General features: G+C 69.0%; 17 protein-coding genes. 5 read left to right on the forward strand and 12 right to left on the reverse strand.

Going from position 1 to position 16,859, the window contains the following annotated elements; translation table 11 throughout:
• Positions 1-231: 231 nt before the first annotated feature.
• The 12 genes from SAZ01S_RS08635 to SAZ01S_RS08690 all read right to left on the reverse strand — a co-directional run bounded on the left by SAZ01S_RS08635 (position 232) and on the right by SAZ01S_RS08690 (position 10,220).
• Entirely contained in the window at positions 232-1,140 is a 909-nt protein-coding gene (locus tag SAZ01S_RS08635) for a hypothetical protein (RefSeq protein WP_084581870.1), read from the reverse strand.
• 24 nt (positions 1,141-1,164) lie between these two features.
• Complete coding sequence (locus SAZ01S_RS08640; RefSeq protein ID WP_084581871.1) at positions 1,165-2,910, reverse strand: LysM peptidoglycan-binding domain-containing protein; 1,746 nt, start codon at positions 2,908-2,910, stop codon at positions 1,165-1,167.
• An 86-nt stretch (positions 2,911-2,996) separates the two neighbouring features.
• A complete protein-coding gene (locus SAZ01S_RS08645) occupies positions 2,997-3,761 on the reverse strand; it encodes a DUF6683 family protein (RefSeq protein ID WP_084581872.1) in 765 nt (254 codons plus the stop codon).
• Positions 3,762-3,778: 17 nt separating this feature from the next.
• Positions 3,779-4,609: a DUF6683 family protein gene (locus tag SAZ01S_RS08650; protein ID WP_245824724.1), complete on the reverse strand. Its 831-nt coding sequence runs from the start codon at positions 4,607-4,609 to the stop codon at positions 3,779-3,781.
• A gap of 111 nt (positions 4,610-4,720) precedes the next feature.
• Positions 4,721-5,356, reverse strand: coding sequence for a hypothetical protein (locus SAZ01S_RS08655; RefSeq protein WP_139810005.1), 636 nt, complete (start codon positions 5,354-5,356; stop codon positions 4,721-4,723).
• Positions 5,357-5,508: 152 nt separating this feature from the next.
• Positions 5,509-5,889: a helix-turn-helix transcriptional regulator gene (locus SAZ01S_RS08660; protein ID WP_084581874.1), complete on the reverse strand. Its 381-nt coding sequence runs from the start codon at positions 5,887-5,889 to the stop codon at positions 5,509-5,511.
• Positions 5,886-6,713: a type III secretion system export apparatus subunit SctT gene (gene sctT, locus SAZ01S_RS08665; RefSeq protein WP_084581875.1), complete on the reverse strand. Its 828-nt coding sequence runs from the start codon at positions 6,711-6,713 to the stop codon at positions 5,886-5,888. Before sctT ends, SAZ01S_RS08660 begins: the two co-directional genes overlap by 4 nt.
• Entirely contained in the window at positions 6,710-6,976 is a 267-nt protein-coding gene (gene sctS, locus SAZ01S_RS08670; RefSeq protein ID WP_019368943.1) for a type III secretion system export apparatus subunit SctS, read from the reverse strand. The genes sctT and sctS overlap by 4 nt, the downstream gene beginning before the upstream one ends.
• Positions 6,977-7,105: 129 nt before the next feature.
• The gene (gene sctR, locus SAZ01S_RS08675) at positions 7,106-7,804 is read right to left on the reverse strand and encodes a type III secretion system export apparatus subunit SctR (protein WP_084581876.1); all 699 of its coding nucleotides are present in this window, start codon (positions 7,802-7,804) and stop codon (positions 7,106-7,108) included.
• Positions 7,801-8,718: a FliM/FliN family flagellar motor switch protein gene (locus SAZ01S_RS08680; protein WP_084581877.1), complete on the reverse strand. Its 918-nt coding sequence runs from the start codon at positions 8,716-8,718 to the stop codon at positions 7,801-7,803. The genes sctR and SAZ01S_RS08680 overlap by 4 nt, the downstream gene beginning before the upstream one ends.
• Positions 8,718-9,038, reverse strand: coding sequence for a flagellar biosynthetic protein FliO (gene fliO / locus SAZ01S_RS08685; protein WP_084581878.1), 321 nt, complete (start codon positions 9,036-9,038; stop codon positions 8,718-8,720). The genes SAZ01S_RS08680 and fliO overlap by 1 nt, the downstream gene beginning before the upstream one ends.
• A gap of 24 nt (positions 9,039-9,062) precedes the next feature.
• The gene (locus SAZ01S_RS08690) at positions 9,063-10,220 is read right to left on the reverse strand and encodes an EscU/YscU/HrcU family type III secretion system export apparatus switch protein (protein WP_084581879.1); all 1,158 of its coding nucleotides are present in this window, start codon (positions 10,218-10,220) and stop codon (positions 9,063-9,065) included.
• Positions 10,221-10,694: 474 nt separating this feature from the next.
• Between SAZ01S_RS08690 and SAZ01S_RS08695 the strand changes: the two genes are divergently transcribed.
• Genes SAZ01S_RS08695 through SAZ01S_RS08715 form a run of 5 tightly spaced genes read left to right on the forward strand, consistent with a single transcriptional unit; the run spans position 10,695 to position 16,858 of the window.
• A complete protein-coding gene (locus tag SAZ01S_RS08695) occupies positions 10,695-11,537 on the forward strand; it encodes a lytic transglycosylase domain-containing protein (protein ID WP_218018046.1) in 843 nt (280 codons plus the stop codon).
• Positions 11,538-11,539: 2 nt separating this feature from the next.
• Complete coding sequence (locus SAZ01S_RS08700; protein WP_084581881.1) at positions 11,540-13,501, forward strand: flagellar biosynthesis protein FlhA; 1,962 nt, start codon at positions 11,540-11,542, stop codon at positions 13,499-13,501.
• Positions 13,498-15,336, forward strand: coding sequence for a type III secretion system outer membrane ring subunit SctC (gene sctC, locus SAZ01S_RS08705; RefSeq protein WP_084581882.1), 1,839 nt, complete (start codon positions 13,498-13,500; stop codon positions 15,334-15,336). Before SAZ01S_RS08700 ends, sctC begins: the two co-directional genes overlap by 4 nt.
• Complete coding sequence (locus SAZ01S_RS08710; RefSeq protein ID WP_084581883.1) at positions 15,333-16,553, forward strand: hypothetical protein; 1,221 nt, start codon at positions 15,333-15,335, stop codon at positions 16,551-16,553. Before sctC ends, SAZ01S_RS08710 begins: the two co-directional genes overlap by 4 nt.
• Positions 16,550-16,858: a hypothetical protein gene (locus SAZ01S_RS08715; protein ID WP_084581884.1), complete on the forward strand. Its 309-nt coding sequence runs from the start codon at positions 16,550-16,552 to the stop codon at positions 16,856-16,858. The genes SAZ01S_RS08710 and SAZ01S_RS08715 overlap by 4 nt, the downstream gene beginning before the upstream one ends.
• Position 16,859 lies beyond the last annotated feature (1 nt).

Raw genomic sequence — 16,859 nt, forward strand, 5'->3', positions numbered from 1 at the left:
AGCAATCCAGTTACTCCTGGTGCAGCAGGCGAAGTGCCTGCGCGGCGCGCCCCTTAGCGCCGTCGTGTCGCCCGCGCAACCAGCCTGGTGGATGGCAAGCGGCTCCACCGCCTTCCAATCGACAGCCAAGGCGCCCGCGAACGCGTCTTCGAACGCGAGGATGCTGCGTGCCGAGGAAGCTCGGCGCGCGACTAAGATCGTGCCAAGCCTTGGCAACGCCCGCGCACCGGATCAGCGCTGGCCGCGCAGATACCCCGCGATCTGCGCGTCAAAGCGCCGCGCTGCGCCAGCGATGGGGTCGGCGCTTTGGGCGAGCGCGGAAAGCGCATGGCGGGCGGCGGCGCCGTGGCGCTTGCTGACAAACAGCGCGAGACCGTTCTCCGCCACCACCGGGTCATAGTCGGTCGCGCCGGCCACGCAGACGAGGTAGCGGACGACATTGTCGAGTGCCGGGGCGTCGAGCGCCACCTGTTCGACGCTGGCCTCCCCGGCCAGTGCCTTGGGATAGCGGGCATAGAAGGCGTCGGCGAGGGCGCCGCCGACCTTTCCGTCCGCTTTGATCGCGTCACAAGTGGGAAGCGGCAGGCCTTTTGCGGGGGCGGTTGCCATTGCGGCGTCCTTTGCGGGTGCGGGCATCAGGCTCGGGAGCAGCGCGTCGTAGCGCGCCGAACAGCGCGGCACCGGATGCTCGCGGCAGCTGATCGTGCGGCTCCTTACCCAGGCATCGCTTGCCGGTGCCGACGCTGGCGACGGCGTAGGCGATTCCGCTGCGCCGGTCAGCAGGGCCGCGCGTTCTCGCGCCGCGTGCACGGCCGCCTGGGCGAAAGTCACCCGCGCCGCGGCGCCACCGGACTCCGCGGCCGTATCGCCCAGTTCCTGAAGTGCCGTGCGGAAGGCTTCAGTCGCTTCGGGACTGTCGATGCCCCGTCCGGCGGCTGCGATCGCGGTGTCGGCGCAGGCGGTCAGCGCCGATGCGTCGCCATTTGCGCGCGCCTGGCAGGCGGCGTAGGCGTCCTCCTGGCCCGCGGCGGGCACGGTGGCGGCCGCTTCGCGAGAGGCGTTCGCGGGCGCTTCCGGCGCGGTACCCCCGCACGCGGCAAGTGCAAGGGCCAGAATGCTGGCGTGTCTCGAGAAACGCATGCCGATCCTCTACCCCGCAGCGCCTCAGCGGTAAAGCGAACGGACCGCCGGCACCTCGACGTTCTGCCCGTTGCCCATGAACCGGGTCACATCGATGTTGCGGTCGATATAGTCGGAGATCCAGCCGCGATAGGCCGCGCCCTCATTGCCGCCGGCAGCGTCGAGATAGGCGCCGCGCTGCTTGCTCGGCACGTTCGCCTCGAAGGTGCCGTCGCGCAGATACCCCATCTCGCCATCGATCAGCCCACGCGCACCGCCCAGGCCCTCGTGATGGGCGATATAGGCATATTTGGCGATTGCGGCGGGCGACGCGTCGGCGGGGACATGGCCGCTGTCGCGCAGCGCGGCGACATTGTGCCGGGCATAGTCGGCGCCGGCGAGGATCGACAGGCGCGGATCGTTGCGTGCCGCGAGCAGCCCCGCCCGATCGGCCACGCGGTTGTCGCTGCCGACCAGGCCGAGCGCCTTGGCTTCTTGGTTGAGGAGGCTGCCGGGGCGGGTGGCCTCGCCGATCCAGGTGCCGGTGAGGAACTGGGTGAGGCCGGTGGCCGACGAGGTTCCGGCCTTGGAATTGGCCTGCCACACGCCCTGCGATTTCGCCGCCTCGGCATCGATGATCGCGGCGACGGTCTGCGGCGCCATGCCGGTGCGGTTCGAAGCTTCGAGAATGGCGCCGCGATACTGTTCATTGGCGCCAAGCGAGAGGTCCTCGGGTGCATAGGCGCCTTGCGGGGCGTCTGCGCCGGCGGCCTGCGGCGCGGCGGGTGCGGCCGCCGGTGCCTGGGCGTCGGGCTTTACATACACGCCGATCAGGGTGCGACCGCGGCCCGTCAGGCCATTGGCGGCACCGCCGGTGCGGGCGTTGGCCGAGGCATAGTCGCTCGCGAACCCATGATCGGTGCGGATTTCGATATGGCCATATTTGGCGTTGCGGTCGGTGGCGCCGGGGGCGGCACCATAGACCAGCACCGCGCCCTTGGGGGCATCATAGGGCGAGCGGATGTTCGCGCCCGGCTGGTCGAGGAGATTGACGAAGCCGCGCTGCGCCAGCGCGGGACCGGCACCCTTCGCGGCCACGCCGGGCAGATAGTCGCGCACCGCCCCGGACTGCTGCAGTGCCGTCTTCACCCAGGCATAGCAGCGGCCGATCGACACATGGCCGGCGGCGCGCTGCTCGGCCAGGTCCGCCGCCTTGATCGACGCCGCGCCCGGCTGCGCTGTGCCGCGGGATTGCGTGCTACTCGGATTTGCAAGCGTCGCCGCCTGGAGCTGGCCCCGCTGCGAACGCTGGGCAGGGTGCGCCGCGCCCAGCGTCAGCCGCTGCCCGGGGTGGATGCGGTCGGGATGGAGGATGCCGTTGCGCGCGGCGATGTCAGCTACGGTCGTGCCATGCGCGGCCGCGATCCCGCGCAGCGTGTCGCCGGGCTTGACCGTGTAGGTCGCAGGCGCGGCGTTCGGCAGGCGGATCTGCTGGCCGACCTGGATCAAGGCCGGGTTGGCGATGCCGTTGATCTCGGCGAGGCGCTGCCAGCTGGTGCCGTTCGCCGCCGCGATCTCGCTCAGCGTCTCGCCCTTGCGGACTTCGTGGACGTTCGCGCCTGGCCCGAGATGCGCGAGGCTATCGGGCGAGGAGAGCAGCCGGTTGAGTGCCGAACCGCCGACCGCGCCCGTGCCGCGCTCGCCATCGATCGGCAGGCCAGCGCCCGCAAGCGGATCGGGGGTGAGGCCGTTCCGCGAACCGGACGAGAGGAGGCTTGCCAGCTGGGTCATCGGTCATACTCCTTGGACTTCGCAAGCCGGTGTACTTGCCCTTGCCGGGAGCGTCTCTAATCGGATCGATTAGGCGGCGGGTTGCCCTAGCCGCCGCGCGCCAGAACGAAGCCGCCGGGCGTGAGGTCGAGCCGGTCCAGGTCGAGCCCCATGCCCTGTGCGCCCTTGCGGACCGCGTTGCCCACCGCGCGCAGCCGGGCCGGGTCGCGCTTGGCCTGTTCGACGGTTGCGTCGATCAACGCGCTCTGCACCCATAGCGCCTCGGCAAGTTCCTGCTTCTTCGCGTCCGACGCACTGGCGATCCCACCGGTGGCAGCAACGGCGCTCGCCGCCTGCCGGCGGACCGCCGCCAGGATGGCCGGATCGGGCGTGTCGTTGTTGCCGTGGACGGCCGCCCAGGCGGTGAGCCACCAGAGCGTATAGGCGTCGGCGACATTGTCGATGTGGAGCCCGTGCGGCGCAACCAGCGCGCCGATACGCTCGATGAAATCGCCTTGGGCAAACAGCTTCTGCAGATCGGCGGAACCCGCCGGATCCGCCGCGCGGGTCTTCTGCACGAACGTGGCGAGATTGGCGCTGCGGCGCGCTATGGAGGGGATGTAGCGCAGCGCCGCGGCGTCCGCCGGTGCGGCTTGCCGGGATGCACTTTCCGGGGGGAGCTGCCTTCCGGTCCGGCGCGCCCGTGCCGCATCCTGCGCCATGCGGTCGTCGAGCATCATGCTCAGCGGATCGGTGTGGGTGATCGTGGACATGATCATCACCCATCCGGAGCTGTCGACCACCTGCGCCTGGGCCGTGCCTGCGCCAGCTGCCGCGAGGGTAAGAACGATTGCCGTTGGACGCAGCCTCATCAACCTTGTCCTCCGTTTCAGCCGCGGCGTTGGCGCAGCACCAGCAATCCGCCGACGCCCATACCGCCCGCGGCCAGCGCCAATGCCCCATAGCTGCCGGCTTGCCCGGACGCCGGGGTCCTTGCCGGCGTCTCGTTCCGACCGACCCGGGCCGGCACGAATCCTTCCGCCGTCAGTTCGAACCGGTCGAGATCGAGGCCCATTTGCGCGGCACCCTTGCGCGCCGCGTCGCCGACCGCGCGGAGGCGTTCCGGCTTCTGCTTGGCCTGTTCCACCGCGCCGTCGATCAGGGCACTCTGCACCCACAGCGATTCGGCGAGTTCCTGCTTCTGGGCGTCCGATGCGCCGGCGATCTGCCCAGTGGCGGCGATCGCACCGGCGGCCTGCCGGCGAACGGCGGCGAGCGTGGCGCGGCTGGGGGTATCGTTGTTCCCGCGGGATGCCTGCCAGGCGGTGACCCACCACAGCGCATAGGCATCGGCGATATTGTCGATCTGGAGCCCTTGCGGCGCGACGAGCGCACCGATCTTCTCGATGAAGTCACCCTGGGCGAAGAGCTTCTGCAAGTCGTCGGCGCCGCGCGGGTCGGCCGCCCGGGTCTTGCTGACGAAGCGGGCGAGGTTGGCCGTGCGCCGTGCCTTGGACGGGGTGTAGTGCAGCATCGCCGGATTTGCCACGCGGCGGACGCGCGCCTGCGATGCCGCCGTATCGTGCGAGAAGCGATCGGCATGGTCCTGCAGCGCGATCCGCGGTCCTTCGTACAGCATCGGGCTGATCATCTGGGCCTGAGCCATGCCGGGCACCACGACGCATGCCAGGCCGAGGGAGAGGAGCAAGCGCGACGCCATCGATACCTCCTGTACAGGTCGGGTGGATCGTTCCCGACGCCTACGGAATAAAAAGCGAGCCGGGCGAAGTCGATGCTTCGCCCGGCCGTTTGCGATGAACCGCAGCGTTTCTTAGCCCTTACGAGCCATCGTCGAGAGGCCTTCGCCGATCGTCTTGATCATGTTGGTCGTCGACTGCATCAGGTAGCTGAATTCCTGGGTCGCGACCTGCAGATCGGTCATGGTCTTGGTCGACTTGTTGCTCTTCGACTGCGAGTCGTAGGTCTGCGCCAGCGACTGCATCTCGTCGATCTTGGCATCCATCGACTGCGCCATCACCTCGGCGATGGCGCGCAGCCAGTTGCCGCTGCCGGCCCGGCCCTCGCGCGACCCTTCGGTCTTGGCGCGGTCGCTGCCCTCGCGCGACGCGGCGAAGAGGTTCTCGGCGACGTTCTCCGCCTGCTGGCTCATCTCGCGGGTCATCGCGCCCTGCTCCGAGGGGGACAGGATGCCGTAGCCGACGGTGCTGACCGCATCGGCGATGCTGCCCGGCGCACCGCCGACCGCGGCGCCGAAGCTGCTCTTGGCGATGTCGATCATGCCCTGCGGCAGGCCGAGCTTTTCACCGAGCTGCTGCAGCACCTGCTGGCCGATCGCCGCACCCAGCGTGCGGACCGCGAGCGATGCCCAGCCCGCCGGACCCATTGCGAGCGACGCCAGGCTGATCGGATTGACCAGGGACCGCGTAAGACCACCCAAGAGACTCATGGATCGTTCCTTTCCATCCAGATATCGCGCTCCCCTGGGGAGCCAAGCCGCCGGCACCGTGCCGCCGGTACGAGGGCAAACTGCCCCGGATCGGGTCCGTACGCGCTCCACGATTCGTTTAGCCGGGCTCAACGAATCGTGGAGGGGCGGGGTCATTCGAGCGGCAGGAAGAGCAGTCCTGCCAGACTGTTGAGCTCACGCACGCCGTCGAGATCGAGCTTGCGGATCGCGTTGTTCATGTGCGTGCGCACCGTGTTCTCGGTCATGTTGAGCAAGGTGCCGATGTCGCCATTGGCACGGCCCCAGCCGAGGAAGCGGAGCACCGCCGCCTCGTTGCGGGTGAGCGTCTGCAGGCCGGCCAGGTGCAGCAGCGGCACGCGCCAGCCGGGCACGGTGAGTTCGCCGATGCGGATCTCGCGGGTGGCGGCGCCGCGCCGTTCTTCGGCGGCGCGCAGCTCGGCGATCAGCTGGGCGAGCTGCTCGGCATCGCTTGGCGGCGGCGCTGGCGCGCGGAGGACGGTGGCGCTGGTCATTGGGGCTTGGCCGTTCGCTGGAGGACGCCGCCCGCAATCTCCTCGCGCGTGCCGAGATCGGCGAGGATCGCCTGGGCGAGCAGCGGCATGGTGAGGATGACGACGAAGGTGGCGGCGGCGGCCTTGATCGGCATCGCCATCGAGAAGACGTTGAACGACTGGGCGAAGCGGTTGAGGAACCCCATCGCCAGGTCGATCACGTACAGCACGGTCAGCACGGGTGCGGCGAACAGGAAGGCGAGGGCGAACAGCCGCCCGAACTCGCCTTCGAAGAACATCAGCGCGCGCGCATCGAGCTGCAGTCCGCCGGGGCCGAGCGGCCAGATCAGGTAGCTGCCCATCACCGTGCCGACGAGCAGGGTGAGGCCACCGGCGGTGACGAACACCACCTCGGCGAAGCGACTGAGCAGAATGCCGGTGAGCGAGCTGGTATTGCCGCTCAACGGGTCGACGAGCTGGCCGATCGTCGCGCCCACCTTGGTGTCGATGATCTCGCCGGCGGCGCCCAGTGCCCAGAGCACGGTGCCGAAGAAGAAGCCGATCGCCCCGCCGGCGGCGGCTTCCTTGAGTAGCATCTTCAGCCAGCCCATCGCGGAGAGGTCGTTTGGGTGGAAGTCAGGCTGCATCTGCAGCGCGACCAGCCCGAAGGTGACGATGATGCTGTTCCGCACCGTTCCCGGCATCACCTCGCGCGAGAAGACCGGGACGAACACGAAGGCGAAGGCGAAGCGCGCCGAGGCGACCGCGACGACCAGCAGCTGGTCGAGCCAGGGCATCGCCGCGAACAGCGGCACGCCGACGCCGGGGGGCACCGCCTCGATCATCGCCCCACCGCCGCAAGGCCGGAGAAGATCGAATCGGCATAGCTGTACAGCGTACCCGCCATCAGGCTGGCGGTGACGAAGATGCTGATCACGATCGCGAAGAACTTGAGCGTGTATTGCAGCGTCTGTTCCTGCAGCTGGGTCGCCGCCTGTACGATCGCGACGAGCAGCCCCACCACCGACGCCGCGATGATCGGCGGCGCCGAGAGCAGCAGCACCAGCCACAGCCCCTGCGTGGTAACGGCGACGAGATCGTCGCTCATGACGTTTTCTCCGCGCGGCGCCGGCCCGCTCCCCCACCCGGCCACCCATAGGATACTGGCGTTGGGTGGCCGGGTGGGGGAGCGGGCCGGCACCGGACCTGCGCCCTTGGCGCAGCGAAAAGCGCCCCCTCAGGCATAGGAAAGCACCAGCCCGTGGCTCAGCTTCACCCAGCCATCGACCAGCACGAACAGCAGGATCTTGAACGGCAGCGAGATGGTGACGGGCGAGAGCATCATCATGCCCATCGCCAGCAGGATGTTGGCGATCACCATGTCGATGACGAGGAAGGGCAGGAAGATCAGGAAGCCGATCTGGAAGGCGAGCTTGAGCTCCTTCACCACGAACGCCGGGATGATAATCACGAAGTCGGTATCGCGCAGAGTGCTCACCTTCGCCGGATCGCCGATCCGCTGCTGGGTGCGCAGGAAGAAGGCGCGCTCGCGCGGGTCGCTGTGCTTGACCAGGAATTCGCGCAGCGGCTCCTTGGCGCGATCGGCGGTGGCGAAAATGTCGCCGGTGCTCTCGATCGGGTTTTCGGCCTGCGCGGGTGGATCACCGGGCATGGTGGGGGTGGCCGGGCCCTGGACGGCGGCGGCGACCTGCATCTTCTCCAGCGTCGGGTACATCACGAACACGCTCAGGATCAGCGCCAGCCCGTTGAGCACGAGGTTGGGCGGCACCTGCTGCAGCCCCAGCGCATTGCGCACCAGGCTCAGCACCACGGCGATCTTGGTGAAGCTGGTCACCATCACCGCGAAGAACGGGGCGAGCGCGATCAGGACGACCGTGATCAGCGCCGAGCCGGGGGTGAACTGGGCGAGGTTCACGCCTCCACCTCCACCGGCTGCTGGACCGCGCCTTCGGCGAGATCGACGCGCGCCTCGATCAGCACCGCGAAGCGATCGCCGAGCTGGACCAGCTCGCCGCGGGCCAGCGGGCTGCCGGCGACCAGCAGCTCCACCGCCATGCCCTCGGCGACAGGGCCGAGCGGCAGCGCCACGCCCGGGCGCAGATCGGCGAGCGCCGCGGCGCTGACTCGCTGCTCGGGCAGACGGAGGGTGAGGGGCACGGCGAAATCGCGGGGAGAGGGGGCAGCGTCGCTGGATTCCATGGGCGCTCCATCGGGATGCGGGGTGAAACTGCCGGCGGCGAGGTCGAACTGACCGGCCTGGCGGAAATGCGGGGCTTCGAGCGTGGCGCGGAGGCGGGCGCCGATCAGCACGAGATCGCCGGGGGCGAGGTCCCCCGCTTCGGCGATGCCGAGCCGGGGGCCTTGCACCAGTAGCTGGGCGAGGACGGGCAGGCGCGCGGCGAGCGGCGTGAGGCCCTCCGCCTCGGCGAGCCAGTTTGCCGTGTGCGGATGGTCGTAGGGCAACAGCAGCGCGGCGTCCTGGTCCTCCCTGCGCAGAACGAAATGAAGCGCGGCATCGTCCGATGCGCTGCCGAGATCCTCGGGTTCGAGCTGGACTCCCAGCACCTGCTCCAGCGCGAGCAGCATCGGCTCGGCATCGTCGAGCGCGGCGGCGGCTTCGGCGATCCTTTCGGGATGGAGCACGACCCCGCCGGGGCGGAACCGGGTGCCGTCGGCGCAGCGGAACCAGTTGCCGCGCGGCGGCGCCGCGACGATCTCGACGGCGAAGCCGGCATGCTCGAGCAGCCGCGCGACCGCACCGGCCAGCGCATCGCGCGCCGGATCGACCCGCGGCAGGTCGAGCGCGTCGAGGCGGAGCATGGTCGCCATCAGAAGCGCACCGGCGCAGCGATCGGCTTGGAGGGCGCCTGACCATCGGGCCAGCGGGCGAGCAGCGTCACCGATCCGGCGGTGACGCCGACGAGCATCGTCTCGCCGCGTGCCTCGATCAGCACCACCCGCTCGCGCTGGCCGAGCGGCATCGAGCGGAGGAAGCGGATCGGCGTGTCGCTCTCGCCATTGGCGGCGACGCCCAGCTGGCGATCCTGCAGCTTCTTCAGCAGCCAGATCACGCCCCAGGCCATGCCCAAGACGAGGGCAAGCGCCACGACGATGGCGAGGATCGAGGATAGGACGGCTCCGATTCCCATGATGCGATTGGTTCTCCGGTCTGGTCAGCGTTGGGGCGCGGCGAGGCGCGGGGCGGCGGTATCCATGTCGTGCTGCATCGGGCCGTCGCCGCTCTTCGCCTTGGCGGCCCAGAGGATCACGGCGGCGATCGCATCGAACATGTCCTCGGGCACGATTTCGCCGATCTCGCCGCGTGCCCACAGGCTGCGGGCGGCGGCGACGTTGCGGACGATCGGCACGCGGGCCTCCTCGGCCTCGGCGCGCATCGCGGCGGCGAGTTCGCCCATGCCCTTGGCGGCGATCACCGGCACCGGGCAGGTCGTCTCGTCATAGTTGAGCGCGATGGCGATATGGGTGGGGTTCACCAGCAGCGCGGCGGCGCCGCGGGTCGCGCCGATATTGTTCTGGTTCGCCCATTCCTGGTGCATGTCCCGCCGCAGCGCGCGGACCTGCGGATCGCCTTCGCTTTCCTTGTGCTCCTGCTTGATGTCGCGACGGCTCATCTTCATCTTCTTGATGAAGCTGTGCTTCGCATAGATCCGGTCGGCGGCCGCGACGAACAGGAATACCGCGACGACCATCGCCAGCATCTGCAGCGTCAGCGAATAGGTGAGCCCGATCGTGGTCAGCGCGGCGCCTTCGCGCGATTCGTCGATGGGCGAGGTTGCGGCGAGCCGAATCAGCTGGCCGGAACTGGACAGGGCGCTTTGATAGACGAGATAGCCGATCGCGCAGATCAGCCCGGCCTTCACCAGCGTCTTGGCGAGTTCGAACAGGCCGTCCTTGCCGAACATCCGCTTGAGGCCCTCGATCGGGTTGAGCTTCTCCAGCCCGAATTTCATCTTCTCGGTCGTCATCATCGGACCGACCTGGAGGAATTCGGCGAAGGTGCCGATCAGCGCGGCAGGGACCAGCGTCGCGAAGGTGAGGCGCAGCAGCGTCCACGCGGCATCCCAGCCGATCGCCGGGGCGGTTTGCTCGAACGAACCCGTCGCCGCCTGCGCCACCACGTCGGTGGCGAGGCGCGCCAGTTCGCTCGCGGCATAGCCCGAGACCCCTACGAACAGCAGCAGCCAGGCGAGCGTAAGAAGTCCCGTGGCCAAATCCTTCGACTTGGCGACGTCACCCTTCTTGCGCGCGTCCTGCAGCCGCTTCGGCGTCGGGAGCTCGCTCTTGTCGGCGCTGTCCTTGCCTTGGCTCATGAAGATAAACTCTTGCCGCCGAACGCTTTCCGCCAAGTTGCGGAGGGTTGCGGCAGGTCAAGCAGGTCGACACATCGGCTGCCCGTGGGGCGGGGCAGCGACCTACGTAAAATCCCGTAACCGGTTCCAACACGCAACAGGCAAAATGCGTGCCGGTTGGTAACGCTTGCCGACAAACCCTAGGGAATCCGCCGATTTCACTGATTCGCCGCGCGACAAGGCGTGGGGATGCGGCGTTCGGTCGTGCTGACAAGCGTGTAAACAACCGCCAAATCTAAAAAGGTTCCTCGATTCGCCGACAAAAATGTTCGTTTCATCCCGCCGCAACATGGTGAAATATTTCTGAATGCTGACTTGAAAATGAAAGAAAAACGCGACAGCCTATAGGTGTTCCTGGACGAGCAGGCCGGGAATTGTGGGGCATCGTGCTGAACAACTGTTGGCCTACGGGCTATCGGCTGGGGAGCGATGCAAATGCGTAGCGTAGTTCTTAGCGTGTCATGGCCGGTGCTGGTTGGCGCTGTGCTGATTATTCCGGATGCGGCATGGTCGCGGGACAAGGCGCCGCCGCCGCCGCCCTGTCCCCTCACCGCCACATTGCGGGTCGCGGACCAGGCGTCGCTGGCGGGTATCCAGTCGCTCCAGCAGTGCAATACTTCCATCGTTATCGCGCCGGGGTCCCCGGCGGAGATGCCGAAGGACGTGCGCATCGCGCCGGAGGCCGAGGACGGGTCCGGCGCCGATCGCGCGGCCTCGTTCCAGCGCGTCTCGGGCGGCAAGCCGCGCAGGCCCGAGCCGGCACCTGCCGCCCGGCTGCGCGTCGCGGCGATCGCTCCGGCCCGGCAGGAACCTGCGGCCGTCGTGGCGACCACCTCCGCCGATGCGATCCTGGCGATGCGGCCGATCTCCTACACCACCCGCTACGATGCGATGATCCAGCGGGTCGCGGCGCGGCGGCGGGTGGACCCGCTGCTGCTCCACGCGGTGATCGATCAGGAATCGCGCTATCGTGCGGACGCGACCAGCCCCGTTGGCGCCCACGGCCTGATGCAGCTGATGCCGGGTACGGCGCGGATGCTCAACGTGTCGGCCGCCAATGCCGAGGCCAATGTCGATGGCGGCGCGCGGCTGCTGCGCCAGCTCCACGGCCGGTTCAACGATTTCGGCCTGACGCTTGCCGCCTATAACGCGGGCGAGGGCGCGGTGCGGCGCTACGGCAACCGCATCCCGCCGTACCCCGAGACCCAGGCCTATGTGACGGGCGTGATGGGCCGCTATAGCCGGTTGCTCGCCGAACAGGCCGCGCGGAGCCGCTGACCATGGCCCCAGCCCTGATCCTGCGCGGTCTGCGCCGCATGCCCCTGCGCGTGGCCGACATGCTGCTGGTCGGCAGCGTCGTCACCGTCGTGCTGCTGATGATCGTGCCGATGCCGCCGCTGGCGCTCGACGCGTTCATCGCCACCAACATGACGGTGGGCATCCTGCTGCTGCTCAGCTGCATGTACGTCGCCAAGCCGCTGGATTTCTCGACCTTCCCGACGGTGCTGCTGCTCTCCACGCTGTTCCGGCTGGCGATCAGCATCTCGACGACGCGGATGATCCTCACCCATGTCGACGGCGGCGAGATCATCCAGCAATTCGGCCAGATGGTCGCGGGCGGCAACCTCGTGGTCGGGCTGGTGGTGTTCCTGATCATCACCATCGTCCAGTTCATCGTCATTTCGAAGGGCGCCGAGCGCGTCGCCGAAGTCGCCGCGCGGTTCAGCCTCGACGCGATGCCGGGCAAGCAGCTGTCGATCGACAGCGACCTGCGCTCGGGCATCCTCACCAAGGACGAGGCGCGCGAGAAGCGCCGCACGCTGGAGATGGAGAGCAAGCTCCACGGCAGCCTCGACGGCGCGATGAAGTTCGTGAAGGGCGATGCGATCGCCTCGGTGATCATCGTGCTGGTCAACCTGCTCGGCGGGCTGGCCGTGGGCATGCTCTACCACGGCATGTCGGCAGGCGAGGCGGCGACGACCTTTTCGATCCTGACGATCGGCGACGGGCTGGTCGCGCAGGTGCCCGCGCTGTTCTCGGCAATGGCGGCGGGCATGCTCGTCACCCGCACGACGGACGAGGAGCGCGACAGCGATCTCGGTCCCGCCATCGCGCGGCAGATCACGGGCAAGCCGCATGTGCTGATGATCGCCGGCGGGCTGGCGATGCTGCTGGGGCTGGTGCCGGGCTTTCCGACGCTGATCTTCTTCGCGCTGGCGAGCGCGTTGCTGCTGGGCGGGGCGTTCCTCCACCCGACCTCCGGCGCCTGGCTGCGCGCCCGGCTGGGGCTGGCGACGAGCGAAACGGCGGTCGCGACCGGCGAGACGCTGATCGCCGCGCAGGCGCTGCCGGTGGTCGATCCGCTGCGGCTCGCCGTCGGCCTGCCGCCGCAGCATCCCGCCTTTGCTGCACTGGCGGATCGGCTGCGCGAGGGCGCCGCCGCGCTCCAGACGCGGACCGGCATCGCCATCCCCGACCTGCGTGTCGCGCCCGATCCCCGCCTCAACGAGGGCGAATGGCTGCTCAGCGCGCACGACGCCCCGCTCGGCGGCGGCGCCAGCGACGCAGGCGCGCTGCCCGACATGGCGGCGGAGCGGGTCGCCCAGCTGCTCGAACGCAATCTCGGCCTGTTCCTGGGCCTGCAGGAAGTCACCGATCACCTCAACCGGCTCGGCGAGACGCATCCGGAAGTCGTCAAGGAAGCGGTACGCGCGGTGCCTACCGGCCGGATCGGCGAAGTGCTCCGCCTGCTCGCCGAGGAAAGCGTCCCGCTGCGCAACTTCCGCGACGCGATCGAGGCAATCGGCGAAGTCGGCCAGTATGAGCGCGAAGCCGTGCCGATGGCCGAACGCGTCCGCGTGGCGATGCGCCGCCACCTGATCGCGCCGCTCTGCGAGGCCGGGCGCCTGCGCGTGCTGATCGTCGGCGCCGATCTGGAGGAGACCATCCGCCAGACCGTCACCCCGGTGGACGGCCAGATGCGGCTCGCCATCAATCCGCACCAGATGCGCGCGCTGATCGCGCTGCTTTCCACCCAGGTCGCCAGCAGCGGCGCCCGCGCGATCCTCACCGCGCAGGATCTCCGCCGGCCGCTGCGCCTGCTGATCGCGGGCGACCTGTTCGAGGTGCCGGTGATCAGTTTCAACGAGCTCAACCCGGCCGTGCCGCTCGACATCGTCGGCGAAATCAACGCCGCCCCGGAGAGCCTGACCAACCAGATGTCGGACGAGGTTTCCCTATGATCCGCGCCCAGCGCTTCCTTGCCCTGCTTGCCTGTACCGCGTTGCTGCCCGTCGCCGCCTCCGCCGAGACGCCGCCCATGGGCCAGAAGCGGATCACGCTCACCGCGCGCAACCAGCGCGTCGATGTCGCCGTGGTCGATCTGTTCGGCCAGGCCGGGGTCAAGGCCAAGGTGAGCTCGGCCGTTACCGGCAAGGTCAACGGCGTGTTCGTCGGCACGCCCCGCCAGGTGTGGACCCAGCTCGCCAAGGCCTTCAACCTCGTCGCTTACTATGACGGCGCGGTGGTGCGCGTGTACTCGGCTGCCGAGGTGACCTCGCGCAGCTTCAACGCTGCCGATCCCGAGGCCGTGGTGCGCGACGCGCAGAAGCTGCGCATTCTCGACGACGCCAACCGCGTATCGGCGGCGAGCAACTCGGTGAGCGCGACCGGCGTGCCCGCGTTCCTTGATCGTGTCGCCCAGCTGGCGGGCACCGCGGGCAATCCGGCGGTGATCCAAGCCTCGGCCACGTCCTCGAACGCGCCGATCGTCTCGCCGCTGCTCGGGCCGGCTGCACTGGAGACGGTGGCGAGTTCGCCGCTCCGCTCCAAGGTGCTGAGCGGCGCGACCACCCGCTCGCCCTATGAGGTGCGGATCTTCTACCTCCGCTATGCCCGCGCAGACGACACGATCCAGAAGAGCTTCGACCGCACCATCACCATTCCCGGCGTCGGCTCCATCCTGCGCGGGATGATGGGCGACGGGCGGCCCAGCGCGACCGTCTCTACCAGCGGCAATTTCGAAGCCGAGCGCCAGTCGCTCCCCCGGCTCGGCGGACGCGGCCTCAATGCCGTGCCGCCCGACGAGGCGCAGCGTAGTTTCGACCAGCAGGGCACGCCGGGGCTCGATACCGTGGTGGTGCGCGAGGCGGCGGTGCGCGACATCAACGGGCCGCGCGTGGAGGTCGATCCCAGCAACAACGCCGTGCTGATCCGCGACCGGCCGGAATCGATGACCGTCTACGAAGACATCGTCCGCGCGCTCGATGTCGAGCCGCGCGGGGTGGAGATCGAGGCGACGATCCTCGAGCTCGACACCAGCAAGCTCAAGGAACTCGGGCTCGACTTCGGCTTCAAGACCGGCGGACTGGGCGCGCTGTTCGGCGGCAATGCGACCAACCCGACCAACAACTTCTCCAGCGGCAATGTCGGCGCAGCCTATCTCACGGGCGGGCTGGACCTGTTCGCGGCGCGGATCACCGCGCTGGAGAAGACCGGCGCGCTGCGGGTGATCTCGCGGCCGCGGCTGAGCACGCTCAACAACATCCCCGCCGTGTTCAACAACCAGGTGCAATATTATGTCCGCGTCGCCGGCGACCGGCAGGTGGACCTGTTCCCGGTGACGGCGGGCATGGTGATGCGGGTCAATCCGTCGATCCTCTATGACGGCGGCGAACTGCGCACCCGCATGGCGATCGAGATCCTCGACGGTTCGCCGACCGGCCTGGTGGTCGACGGCATCCCGGCGGTGAAGCAGAGCAGCATCAATACCAGCGCGGTGGTGAAGCAGGGCGAGAGCCTGCTGATCGGCGGCATGACCGTCGAGACGTCCTACGACTACAAGTCGAAGGTGCCGGTGGCGGGCGACGTGCCGATCCTCGGCCAGGCCTTCCGCAAGCGCAAGAAGGGCGACCAGCATTTCGAGCGCATCTTCCTGATCACCCCGCGCGTCGTTTCGCGCCGCGAGCAGCAGGCGGCGGCGGTGGAGCCGACCTCCGCCACCAATCCGATCCCGATCGAGCAGATCCAGGCCGCCGCTGATCACCACGAGAAGCGCAGCCGGAGGGCGCGCCGGTGAACGCGCCCTTCGCGCCCGTAAAGCCCGGCACCATAGTGCTGCGGGTGCTCAACGGCCGCCTGTCCGGCGCCGAGCACCGCCTGCACCGGGGCAAGTTCGTCCGCGTCGGGCATGGGTTCGAGCACGACATCGTGCTGCGCGATCCCTCCGCGCGCGGGATCTCGCTGGAGCTCGACCTGGGCGAGGGCATGGCCTGCGTGCGGGTGGCGGCGGGGCAGGTGACGTTGCTCGGGCGTCCCGTCTCGGCGGGCGAGCAGGCCTCGCTGCCGCCGTTCGTGCCGATGCTGGTGGGCTCGGTCGCCGTCGCGATCGGTGAGCCGGAGGACCCGCGCTGGGACGATGCGATCCGTCTCGCGCCGATGGTGGCGCCTGCCGCCGGCGATGCGCCCGTTCTGGCGCCGCAGCGTGCCGCGATCCCCGAGCGGGTGGCGACGCGGCTCTACCCGATGCGCGGGGCACTGGCGCTGGATCGCTATTGGCCCGCCTATGCCGCTGCCGTCGCGGCCTTGCTGCTCCTCCTGCTGTTCGCGCCGCCCGCCGTCCGCTGGGCGACGCACCAGCTGCACGACACCGCGGGGGAACAGGCGATGCTCGCCGCCGCGGGCTTCCGCGACCTCAAGGTCGAGGAGACCCGCAACGGCACGATCGTGCGTGGGGTCGTCAAGGACGACGCAGCGCTTGCCCGGCTGCGCCAAGTCGTTTCCGAGCAGATCGGCCCGGCCACCCTCGACGTCGAGACGATGGACGGCCTCGCCGCCGCCGCCACCGATCTGCTGCGCGCGCAAGGGGTGGACGCGGAGGCCATCCCGCGCCGCGGCAACACGCTGATGGTGAAGGCCGAATTCCTGCCCGCCGATCGTCAGGCCGATCTCGCCCGGCTGATCAAGGAGGATGTCCCCCGCATCACCCGCGTCGACTTCGCGACCGACGGTGCACGCGGCGACCGCGACCTCCAATATTTCTTCTCGGGCGCCGAATATGGCCTCGCCACCTTCGTCGATGGCGACCCCGGCTACATCACCACCGCCGACGGCACTCGCTGGTTCGCCGGTGCCACGGTGCCGACCGGCCACCGCATCGTCGCCATCGGCAACGGCCGCGCCAGCTTCGAGCGCGACGGCCGGATCGAAGAACTCGTCCTGGGGCCCAGCACGCCGCCGTCCCCGGCACCTTCCACCACCCCTGGCGGCGACACCAACGGAGTGACCACCCAATGACCAACCCGATCAACAGCGCCGTCCTCGGCACGATCGCCTCGCTCGGCAACATGGGCACCACCGAGAGCCGCACCGGCAGGGGCAATTGGTTCGAGGCGTTCGGCGAAGCCTGGGGCAAGGCGCTCGACACCCAGGCCGACACCATCACCGCCCAGTCCGACGTGGTGAGCCAGGGCGGCGACAAGCCTTCCGACATCACCCAGCTGACCACCGAATCGATGCGGATGAGCTTCATGGCGAACAGCTCGCACAGCTCGATCGACAGCGTCTCCAAGGCGCTCGAAACCATGGCGCGGAAGAGCTGAC

Origin of the sequence: Sphingomonas azotifigens NBRC 15497 (assembly GCF_002091475.1) — a bacterium.
GTDB classification, from domain to species: domain Bacteria; phylum Pseudomonadota; class Alphaproteobacteria; order Sphingomonadales; family Sphingomonadaceae; genus Sphingomonas; species Sphingomonas azotifigens.